Below are 11,417 nucleotides of genomic sequence, written 5' to 3' on the forward strand. Positions count from 1 at the left end.
CCAGCGTCTTTCCTGTGATGAAAAATTGCCCGGTATTGAGGCACTTTGAGTAAGCGATTCGAGCAAGCGGATGGGGATGCATGCGGAATAAACACCAGCGCTTCCCCCCCCCCCCCCCCCCCCCCATAAGTTTTTCCCGGCGCAACCCGGATCTCCATGCAGTGAAACCAAGCAATGTATTCCATGCCATGAAATCAGCCACCATCCTCCTTGTCCTCTGTGTGTTTGCCGCGACTTTGGTTCGCGCGGCGGCTCCCGCGACTTCAACGCTTGAGCGCGATTTTGTCGCGCCGCCCGATGACGCGCGGCCCTGGGTTTATTGGTTCTGGTCGGATGGAAACATCACGCGCGAGGGCATCACCGCCGACTTGGAGGCGATGAAGCGCGCGGGTGTCGGCGGCGTGATCATCATGGAGGTCGATCAGGGTGTGCCCAAGGGGCCGGTGCGGATCGTGACGGCGGAGTGGCGCGAGATGTTTGTCTTCGCCACAAGCGAGATGCAGCGGCTTGGCCTGAAGCTCATCATGAACAACGATCCCGGCTGGACCGGCTCGGGCGGCCCTTGGAACAAGCCGGAGGACTCCATGCAAAAGGTCGTGTGGACGGAGCGGCGCGTGTCGGGGCCGGCCAAGTTCGACGCCGTGCTGAAACAGCCGCAAACCAACGAGGATTTTTATCGCGACATCGCCGTGCTGGCGTTTCCAACGCCGGAGGCGGAGATGCGCGTGATGCGCGACGCCAAGCCGGTCATCACGACAAACGCGACAACGCCGGCCGCCGAAAATCTTTCCCTTCTCATCGACGGCGACCAGGGCACGGGCGTGCTTCTGGCGCGGCCGCAAAACAGGAGCGAATCGCCGAGCGTGCAGTTCGAGTTCGCCGAGCCCTACGAGGCCTGCCTGCTCGATGTCGCGCTTGTGTTCGGCGAGCGCGCCGGGGCGAAGGGCCGCGTTTTGTGCGAGTTGCAGGCGTCCGACGACGGGCGCGTGTTTCGCGAGATTGCGCGCATGCAGGCCAATTCCACGAAGGCGTTCGCACCGGTGAAGGCGCGGTTTTTCCGCGTGGTGCTGGGCGGCAACGAGGCTTCGCTGGACGGCTTGCGCGTAAACGAGATCACGCTGGCGTCGGTTTTTCGCATCGAGGATTACGAGCGCAAGTCCGGCTTGGGGCTCGCCGCGTCGCCGGAGGCCGCCGCGGACGCGAGCGCGGGCATGACTGTATCCAAAAACCAAATACTCGACCTCACGGAAAAGATGCGTGACGGGCGGTTGCGGTGGGACGCTCCGGCGGGCGAGTGGACCGTCATGCGTTTCGGCCACACATCGACGGGCAAGAAAAATTATCCCGCGCCCTCCGACGCGCGCGGGCTGGAGGTTGACAAGCTCAGCGCCGATGCGCTCGACCGGCATTTCGACGGATTCTTGGGCAGGCTCATCAATGAGTCCGAGGCGGCGGGTGTGAACGCGGGCACGTTCACCGGCTTTCATGTCGATAGCTGGGAGGTCGGCTACCAGAACTGGACGGGGCGTTTTCGCGGCGAGTTCACGCGGCTGCGCGGCTACGATCCGCTGCCGTGGATGCCCGTCCTCACGGGGCGCGTGATCGGCGACGCGGGCGTGAGCGAGCGGTTTTTGTGGGATGTGCGCCGCACGATTTCGGACATGTTGAACGAAAACTACGCGGGGCGCATGACCGCCCTCGCGCGCAAGCACGGGAGGATTTTTTCGCTCGAGGGTTATCGCAACGGGCCTTTCGACCCGCTGACTTACACCGGGCGCGCGGATTTGCCGATCGGCGAATTCTGGATCAATCCCGATCCGGAAAACCTGCATCCGAGTGTGAAGACGATGGCGTCCGCCGGTCACATTTACGGGCGAAACATCATCGCGGCGGAGGCGTTCACGGCGACGGATTTGCAGAGCAAGCATCGCGTGCATCCCTACGTGGCGAAGGCGGTCGGCGACGCGGCGTTTTGCGCGGGCATCAATCATTTTATCGTGCACCGTTATTCGTTGCAGCCGTGGACGGACGAGCGCGCCAAGCCCGGCATGACGATGGGGCCGTGGGGCTGGGAATACGAGCGCACGGCGACGTGGTGGGAGCAGAGCCGCCCGTGGCACGAATACCTGGCGCGTTGCCAGCACATGTTGCGGCAGGGCAGGTTTGTCGCGGACATTTGTTATTTGCAGGACGAGGAGGGCATTAAAAATCCGCCGCTTCGCAAGGAGGTGCAACCGGCGCCGCCGAAGGGTTACGATTACGACCTGTGCTCCGGCGAGGTCGTGCTCACGCGCATGTCGGTGAAGGACGGCCGCCTCGTGCTGCCCGACGGCGTGAGCTACCGCGTGCTCGTGATGCCGCGGCAACGCCTGATGTCGCCCGAGCTTCTGCGCAAAATTCGCGACCTCGTGCGCGACGGCGCGACGGTGCTCGGCGAACCGCCGCTGCGCTCGCCGAGTCTCGCCAACTACCCGGCGTGCGACGACGAGGTGCGCAAGCTCGCCGCCGAGTTGTGGGGAAATTGCGACGGCGTGCGCGTCAAGGAACGAGCGTTCGGCAAGGGCCGCATCATTCGCGGACGGCCGCTCGCGGAGGTGCTGGCGAAGGCGGGCGACGCGCCGGATTTCGTTTTCCAATCCGCCCGCGCCACCGGCGAAAACTCGGCGGGGCAAGCCGGGCCGCGCGTGCATTTTATTCACCGCGAGACGGCGGCGGAGGACATCTATTTCGTGGCAAACCTGGAGGCCGCGCCCGCCGACATCCGCGCGGTGTTTCGCATGAAGAACCGCAAGCCCCAGCTCTGGCGCCCCGAGCAGGGCGTGATTGAGGACGCGCCTGTTTATGAAACCGCCGGCGCGCGCACGAGCGTGCCGCTCAGGCTGGAGGCGCGCGAGTCGGTGTTTGTTGTTTTTCCAAAAGACCAGCCGGCGGACTCGAGGCGAATCACCGCGGTGTCCCGCGGGCAGGATGTCTTGATTGACACCGGCGTGCGGAAGGATTCCGGCACCTCCGCCGGCGCCGCCTCGAAGGGCGTCGGCGGCGATTTCAGTTACGCCGTATGGGTGAACCCCGCCGCCAACATGACCGTGCCGGTCGAGGATTTCGCGGGCACCTCGTCGCTGAACGTGACGCGCAACGACTTGCTCTACGCGCCGCAGGGCGTGGAGTTTTACCAGGACCCAACCGCCGCGGGCACCGGCCTGGCCATCGGCAAAAACGTCGTCTGCGTGATCGAGCACAGCTCGTTTCATTTTGTGGCGACGCTCGTCTATGAAATTTCGCTGAACAACTGGACGCATGTGGCGGTTGTCTATAAAAACGGACGCCCCAATTTATACATAAACGGTAGCCACGCGCACACGGGTTTGCGCTCGCTGTTCAACCCGCGCGGCGCGACCAACGTGCCCGCGGATGCGCGCGCCGCGGCATTCAGAGGGGAGCATTCGCCGTTGCGGTTGTTCGACCGCGCGCTGAGCGAGGCGGAGATTCGCGAGCTGATGCGCTCGACACCGAAGGAACCCGCCTCGGCCGTGGCGAAGTTTGTCCCCAAAACAACATCCGCAAGCGAACCTTCGCCGCTGTTGAGTGTTTCGATGGAAAAGGACTGCCCCGTCGTGTGGACCAGTGAGCCGGGCCGCTACAAAATTAAGCGCGCGAAAGGACGCGCCATCGAAGTCGACACCGGACCGATGCCGGCCGCACAGGAAATCGCCGGCCCGTGGCAGTTGCGCTTCCCGGAAGGATTGGGCGCGCCGCCCGCGGTGGAGCTGCCCGCGCTCATGTCGTTGAGCGAACACAAAACGCCCGGCGTGAAATATTTCTCGGGCACGGCCGCCTACACAAAAACCTTCACCCTCGCTGCCGGAATGCGCGCCGAGGGCCGCCGCCTCTGGCTGGACTTGGGCGACGTGCAGGCGATTGCGCAAGTGAAGCTCAACGGGCGCGACCTCGGCACGCTCTGGAAGCCGCCCTTCCGCGTCGATATTACCGACGCGTTGCGCGATGGCGACAACACGCTCGAAATCGCGGTCACCAACACCTGGGTAAATCGTCTGGTCGGCGACGAGCAACTGCCCGCCGACCGCGAATGGGTGCGCGTGCCTCGCCGGCGCGGTTACGGCCTGAAGGCGTATCCCGACTGGTTCCTGCGCGGCGAATCCAGCCCGACGGGCCGCGTCACCTTCGCGACGTGGAAGCATTACGACAAAAACTCCCCGCTCCCGCCCTCCGGACTGCTCGGCCCCGTCGCCATTCGCCCGCTCGCGAAGCTCAAGTGCGAGTGAGGATTTTTACCGCGAGTAGGGATTGTCCCTGAACAAGAAATAACCACGGAGATGCACAGAGATGGAGTAAAAAAATCATTGGCGATTCTTCACGAATTTCTCCGTGTTCCTCAGTGTCCTCCGTGGTTAAAAACCGGAACCCCTTAATTCATGATACCCCCTAAACATGCTCAATATTCCCATGACACCTGTAAATCCGACAAAACCCGCAATGAACCATGTTGAGCGCTTTCGCGCGGTCATGCGTTTCCAGCCCGTGGATCGCATGCCCCGTTGGGAATGGGCGATGTGGTGGGACAAAACCATTGAGCGCTGGCATGGCGAGGGTTTGCCCGCCGGCCTGAATGATGTGTTCGATATCTCATGCCATTTCGGGCTCGATCCCTATAAACAATTTTGGTTCAGCACGACCGAGTCCACAATCGAGGCGGTGCAGCACCATGTGGAGGGAGTCGTTGCCGGAATGGATGATTATCTTGCGCTGCGCCCGAAGATTTATCCGAGGCACGAGGAGGCCATCGCCGGCATGGCCCCGTGGGCGTTGCGGCAGAAGGACGGCAAACTGGTGGTGTGGATTACGCTCGAGGGATTTTTCTGGTTTACGCGCACGCTCATGGGATTCGAGCAGTTCATGTATGCCTACATCGACCAGCCGGAACTGGTGCACAAAATCAGCGAGGATTTGCTTGCATACAATCTCGATCTGCTCGAACGAATCTCGCGCGTTTGCGTGCCCGTGTTCCTGACCATCGCCGAGGACATGTCCTATAACAACGGCCCCATGATTTCGCGCGCGATATTCGACGAGTTCATGGCCCCCTATTATCGCCGACTGATGGAGCGCGTGAAGGAACTCGACGCATTCGCCATCGTGGACACCGACGGCGATGTCACAAAACTCGTCCCGTGGCTGCAATCGGTCGGCGTGGACGGCGTGCTGCCGTTGGAATACCAGGCCGGTGTCGATGGGTTGGCGCTGCGCGAGGCTTATCCCGATTTATTGATGATTGGTCATTACAACAAACTCGTCATGAACCAGGGCGAGGCGGCGATGAGGCGCGAATTCGAGCGCCTGCTGCCCCTCATGCGCCGAGGCGGTTTCATTCCGAGCGTGGACCACCAGACTCCGCCCGGAGTTTCCCTGCAAGAATACCATCTATACCTGCGCCTGCTGCAGGAATACACACAGCCCGACTTGCAGGGGTAATTTTGCAGTTATTGACTAATTTCTTCGTCGCGCGAGTCACACTTACTGATAGCGCGGGGACCATATTCTCGCCCTGTATATTGTGCAGGCGGGGGTGGTGCGTGTGAATGACAAATCGCCCGTGGCCGGGTCGTAGAAGGAAACCGTGTTTGTCGTGTAACGGCACGGGCCCGGTTTGTTGGATGACTCGGTGACAATAATTTTTCCGTTCTTCCCCGGCAGCTTCCCGGCCGATTTAATATTAACCCCGTCGAATCGCTGCGCGTCACCGGGGGCCGGCGTGAATGTTTTTTCTATTTTATTATAAATATATACTCCGGAATGATCGGCATACCATAGTTTATTAATATCATCAAAATCCGGGGAGAGGTCATGCGGCCATTTGAGTCCATTTGGGGCCGCTCCGCGCGGCCTGATACTTCTTTTGGACACATCCTCGGTGATTGTCGGACGCTCCTTCGTTCCGCCAATAATATAGGCAAAGATGCCGTGCCATTCCTTGCCCTCGATATGAATCGTGCCGCCCGCCCACAGGATGTTGTATGCCGGATCCCAAAGAAGGGCGTGGGCCGCGTAAAGCGGCGCCTCGGCATAATCATCCGTCACGGCGGGGTTGGAGGTGTTGTATATTCGCACCCAGTTGCCCTTGCCGGGGCGGCGTTGTCCCGTTCCCGCGACGGCGAGGTTGCCGTTGGGGAGGAGTTCCACCGCGTGAATGTTCGGGTCTTCCGCCGACGGATAAATTTTCTCCCACAGTTTCTGTCCCTTTACATGGGTGCCGGCGGGCTCATGTGCCACCACGGCGAGCCAGCGTCCGCCCTGCACGGCGCAGACCGACGCGGCCTTGCCGGGAAATCCCGTTGTGTTGCGAAGCTTCAGGTCGCCCACGCCGGCTCCCATCGCCTTGATGGCGTCGGGGGAAAAGCCCAGTTCGGGCACGGGTTTGAACTGCCACAGCCGGGTGGATGCGTCCCATGTCGTGTTGTTGTAATTATAGACCTCCACTGATTTTTCGGCGGTGTTGCTGATGGCGATGAAATCCGTGCCGGATGTTGGGGTGGGGGAGGGTGCTGCGGAAATGGCGCAAACTGAAAGCGCGGTGAGAATCAAAGTCGCCGCACGGTGTGCGACATGGAATCGTTTTGATGCAGGGGCGGGGTGTGGCGTTTTCATAAAAGTTTTTTGCGATCTGAAATGCACACAATGGCTTCGCGATACGAATGCGAGGCAAACCTTGTTGCGGTCATGCGCAAGCTCGTCGGGCGGCTCGACAACGTCTTCGCCGCCCGGCGCCTTGCGTGGCGCGTTACCGCACGAAAACGAGATACATGTTCGGCTGGTCGGGGAGGTCGCGCTTGGTTTCGACGTTGTCACCCATCGTCACGCTTTCGCCGGTTTTGGTTGAGCGTGTGAAAAGCGTCATGGGGCGGCCGAGGACGTTTATCTTTTGCGGCGTCTTCGCAAACTGGCCCGTGAGCCATGCGGGGCGCGGGAGGCGGTCGTCGTGCGCCACCGTGATCGTCGTGTTCGCGGGCACCGAGATTTCGACAAAATCAACCGCGCTGTAGAGCGCGTCGCCATTGGCGGCTTGTATCCAGTCTGCGGATACGAGCGCGGCGGGCAGGTCGGCGGGCAGCGGCGAGTCGATGTCAACGTAGGCGTTTTTGCCGGGGCGCGCGTCGATTTCAAGGTGCACGATCGCCGACGCGGGGCCGGAATAGGAATATGTTTTTGTGTGGCGGCCGGACATTTTTTCGGCTGCTGCGGCGGCCTTGACAAGCGGGGGGCGGGGAGTGGCGAGGGCGGACCAGTCGGGGGTTTTTTGTGGCGCGAACTGACATGCCTGTTTTTCGGAGGCAGACTTGGCAGTCTGCGTTACGGCGGCGAGCGTTAGCGTCGCGTTTTGCAGTCCGGACGCGCGCGCGGTGAGCGTCACTTTGCCGGGGTTCGGCGTGCTGCGAAGCGCCACGCGGTTGATGCCGCATTCGAGGTCGAGCCAGGTGTTGTTGATCGATCCGGGTTTGCCGCTGTTGTAGCCGCCGCGCCAGAGGGCCGGGCCGGCGAGTTCGAAATCAACGCGGTCCTGCCATGTCGGGCAGCGGTTGCCGTCGGCGTCGATTGCCTCGACATCGACGAGGGCGACGCTGGAGCCGTCGGCGATGAAATCCGGCGCGTTGTCGAGGAGCGTCATGCGCAGCGCCACGGCCGGGCCTGCGGTGCGGAGGGTGTGACTGGCGAGTTTTTTGCCGTCGCGATACGAGATCGCCGTGAGCGTGCCGGGTTCGAACGCGATGTCGGGGAATGTGAACAGATACGTTTGCTCGGGCGCGGCGCGGCCGAGGGATTTTCCGTTGAGCAACAATTCCACGCTGTCGACGTTGTTGTTGGCGACGACGTGGATCGTTTTTTTCGTGCCCGCCGGATACGTCCAGTGGCCGATGATGTGCGCGCGCGGGTCGTCGCGCCACATGACTTGGCAGACGTAATACGCCTCTTTCGGCAGGCGCACGCCGTCGACTTCGCCGGAGGCGCGGGCGACCTCGGTCTCGACGCGGCCGCCGCTGGTGCTGTCGGAAAAAATCCAGTTCGCGCCGCCGGAGTGCGCGGCGGGGCCGAGTTTTTTCAGGTAATGGGAGATTTGGTTGACGGCAAATTGCTCGGAGTTGAGGCGGTAGGTCTGGGTTTTTCCGGGCACGGCGGCGTAGCCGAAACTCGGAGGCGACTGGTCGTCCCAGACGCGGCGCGGGGATTCCTCGCGGTTGTATTCGCCCTCGACGACGGGCAGGCGCGCGATTTCGCGGCCGCCCTCGGTGCCAACGCCGATATCCATGAACTCGGCGGTGATCTCGTCGGCGCGGCGGTGCGCGTAAACGCGGCCTCCGTGCGGGTCGTATTTGTCCATGTGGCCGCGGAGCTCGGCGGCGTGCTCGCGCGTGACTTTCTGGTTGCCGCCCTCCCAGATGAGGATGCCGGGGTTGTTGCGAAAATAGATGATGATGTCGCGGAAGAGCGCGGAGCGCAGTTGCCACGCGGCGCCGGTGGTGTCCTTTTCGCCGTCGGCGCCGGGTTGGAGCGCGATGATGCCGAGGCGGTCGCCGGCCTCGATGGAGGCGGGGCCTCCGGCGGCGTGGCCCCAGCGCACGAAGTTCGCGCCGGCTTCGCGCATGAGCGCCATCGTGTGGAAATGGAGCCAGTCGGGTTGCGCGGCGCCGAGGCCGGGCCATTCGTTGGTGGGTTTTTGCCCCCAACCGCGGAGCTTGAGGTGGCGGCCGTTGATGAAGAAGCCCTCGTCGGGCGTCCAGCGGACGGTGCGGATGCCGAGGGGGATTTCGGCGCGGTCGATATTTTTGTCGTCAACGGCCAGCGTGCAGACGACGCGGTAGAGGTGCGGGTGGCCGGGTTCCCAGAGGAGCGGGTTGGCGATGTCGCCGCGCAGTTGGAGCGTGGCAGAGCGGCCGGGTGCGAGGTAGGCGGTGACGTTGCCGCGGTAAACGGAGCGGTCGCGGGCGTCGAGGATTTCGACGAAGACGGTCGCGTTTTCACCGTCGGCGCGGTCGTTGCGGACGGGGACGTCGATGCCGACGCGGGCGTTTTTTGCGCTGATTTCGAGGGCGTAGGCGTAGGGACCCTCGGTTTCGAGAAACGAGTAGAGCGGAAGCGTGATGTGGAGCGGGTCGGTGACGTGGAGGCGGACGTTGCGGTAAATGCCGCCGTGCGCGGGATGCCAGTGCGGGTTGTTCCAGGGGATTTGGTCGGCCCGCAGCTCGTCGAGCGAGGCGGGCATGTCGCGCTCCATTTTGACGAGCATGTCGTGGAGCGAGCCGGGGCGGTCGCGGCCGGGCGCGAGACGCGCGTTCGGGTCGGGATCCTTCATGAAGCGATTGTCGCTCATGACGGCGAGGACGTTGGGCTCGGAGTCGCCGGCGGGGCGCAGGTGCGGCGTGAGGTCGAAGCCGAACGGGCTGAAGCCGGTTTTGCTGGCGCCGAGTTTTTTGCCGTTGAGCCACACTTCGCCGATCTGGCGCACGGCCTCGAATTCGATGAACACTTTTTTCCCGCGCCACGCCCCAGGCGTGGGGAAGGTCTTGCGATACCAGGCGCGGCCGCTCCACTGCTCCCATTCGCCGCGGTGGCCGGCGAGCGACCAGTTGTCGAATGTGTCGGTGTCGTTGAACGTGTGCGGGGCCGAGACGCGCTCCCACGCGCTGTCGTCATGCGCGGGATTGGCGGCGCCGGCGGGATCGGATTTTGTGAAACGCCAGCCGGGGTTAAAATCGATGGTGGCGCGCGGGCTGCCGGCGGCTTGCGCGACGAGGGTTAGGAACGCAAGGGCGAGGACGGGGACGGTGAGTTTTTTCATCGGAAAAAAGTTCCCATTAGCTCGCCTCGGCGCGCGGGGAAACGCAAGAGCCAAGATGGGCGTGCGCCCAAATTCGGAAAGGTGCCCGCGCGGACGGGAAGTGGCGGGGCGATAAAACTAGAAGAGAGGCGCGCTTCCTCCTCCGGCCGTGTTCAAGGCGGTAAAATTAAAGAGGCCCGGACTTTTCATCCGAGCCTCATGGGTTCTATCTAAGAAAACAAACGCTTAACGGGAGGCATTGTGCCTGGTTCCGTGGCCGTATTCGATGAAGCCCATGGTGATGAGCGACAAAACGACCCCGTAACCCAAGATGCCGGTTAACTTCACGGTGGCGCTCACCGGAGCCACAAGGATCGCCAGGGCGATCAATACGGCAACTATGAGAGCTGCGAAGATTGAGCGGTTGTTTTTCATGTTGGTTACTTTCTGTTTAGTGTTAGTCCACTCCGAGACGGAATGGAGATGCCATTAAATTACCATAAGGATGCAATAGGGGAAATATTTAGATTTTATTGCAACGATAGTTTAAAACTATCAATTTGACGTAACTTTATGGAAATCCATCAACTACGCTATTTCGTCGCGGTCGCTGAAACGGGCAATTTTACCCGTGCGGCCGAGCGCTGCAATGTTTCTCAACCTTCGTTGAGTCAGCAGATTATAAATCTTGAGTCGGAGCTTGGTCATAAACTCTTTCACCGTCTCGGGCGCAAGGCCGTGCTCACTGAAAGCGGCGAGCTTTTTATCGGACGCGCCCGGCGTGTCCTGCACGAGGTCGAGGCTGCCACGCGCGAAATCAAGGACGCTCCCACGCTCGAACGGCGCATCACTGTCGGCGCGATTCCCACCGTCATGCCGCATCTCATGACTGCCATCATCGGGCAGGCGCTCCAAAAGCACCCCGATCTCATCATCCACGCCCGCGAGGATTTTCGCCCCGCTCTTGTCAAATCCGTGCTCGAAGGCGATCTCGACATGGCGCTTGTCTCCATGCCCGTCACCGACACCCGAATCGCCGTCGAGGCGCTTTTCACCGAGCCACTCCTCCTCGCCGTCTCGAAAACGCATCCCCTCGCGACGCAACCGACCGTCTCGGGCGACGACCTTCGCAACGAAACCTTCGCGCTTCTCGGACATTCGAGCGCCCTTGCCGCCAAGATTCAGGGGTTCTGCGGCGCGCACGATTTCGAACCCATGATCGGCTATCGTTGCTCGCAAATCGCCACGGTGAAATCCTTTGTCGCCATGGGGCTGGGCATTTCCATCCTTCCGCAGCTTTCGCGTGTTTCCGTGGACGACTCGCGCATTGTCTATCGTCATCTCAGCGGACGCGCCCCGACCCGTGAAATTGCCCTTATCCGCCACCCGCAACGCTACCAAAGTCGCGGCGCCTCGCTCTTTCTCGAAACCCTTCGTGAAAGCATCAAACCCCTCGCCGCCGATGGTGTGTGAGTTTTTGTTCGCGGTGAAACGCGGGCGGTGTCCGGCATGCGCGCGCCGGACGCATGCGGAGCCACGCTCAACTTGATATTGCCCGCGCGCCGGCACGCCTTCATCCAATGTATAG

Annotated in this window: 6 protein-coding genes; 3 read left to right on the forward strand and 3 right to left on the reverse strand. The window is 61.9% G+C overall.

Annotation, left to right across the window (positions count from 1 at the left end; genetic code table 11):
• Positions 1-188: 188 nt before the first annotated feature.
• Positions 189-4,283 (forward strand): glycosyl hydrolase, encoded by a 4,095-nt coding sequence (locus CKA38_RS10320; RefSeq protein WP_161554848.1) that lies wholly within the window; start codon positions 189-191, stop codon positions 4,281-4,283.
• A 181-nt stretch (positions 4,284-4,464) separates the two neighbouring features.
• Complete coding sequence (locus tag CKA38_RS10325; protein ID WP_161554849.1) at positions 4,465-5,490, forward strand: uroporphyrinogen decarboxylase family protein; 1,026 nt, start codon at positions 4,465-4,467, stop codon at positions 5,488-5,490.
• Positions 5,491-5,532: 42 nt separating this feature from the next.
• On the opposite strand, the gene CKA38_RS10330 is transcribed toward CKA38_RS10325, so the two are convergent.
• The 3 genes from CKA38_RS10330 to CKA38_RS10340 form a co-directional block, all read right to left on the reverse strand.
• Complete coding sequence (locus tag CKA38_RS10330) at positions 5,533-6,663, reverse strand: DUF6528 family protein (RefSeq protein ID WP_152032796.1); 1,131 nt, start codon at positions 6,661-6,663, stop codon at positions 5,533-5,535.
• Positions 6,664-6,796: 133 nt separating this feature from the next.
• Complete coding sequence (locus CKA38_RS10335; protein ID WP_108825401.1) at positions 6,797-9,850, reverse strand: glycoside hydrolase family 2 protein; 3,054 nt, start codon at positions 9,848-9,850, stop codon at positions 6,797-6,799.
• A 225-nt stretch (positions 9,851-10,075) separates the two neighbouring features.
• On the reverse strand, positions 10,076-10,264 hold the full coding sequence (locus CKA38_RS10340; protein WP_108825402.1) for a hypothetical protein: 189 nt from the start codon (positions 10,262-10,264) through the stop codon (positions 10,076-10,078).
• Positions 10,265-10,402: 138 nt separating this feature from the next.
• Between CKA38_RS10340 and CKA38_RS10345 the strand changes: the two genes are divergently transcribed.
• The gene (locus CKA38_RS10345; RefSeq protein ID WP_108825403.1) at positions 10,403-11,302 is read left to right on the forward strand and encodes a LysR family transcriptional regulator; all 900 of its coding nucleotides are present in this window, start codon (positions 10,403-10,405) and stop codon (positions 11,300-11,302) included.
• Positions 11,303-11,417: the final 115 nt, after the last annotated feature.

It is taken from the genome of Ereboglobus luteus (assembly GCF_003096195.1).
In the GTDB taxonomy this organism is placed as follows: Bacteria; Verrucomicrobiota; Verrucomicrobiia; order Opitutales; family Opitutaceae; genus Ereboglobus; species Ereboglobus luteus.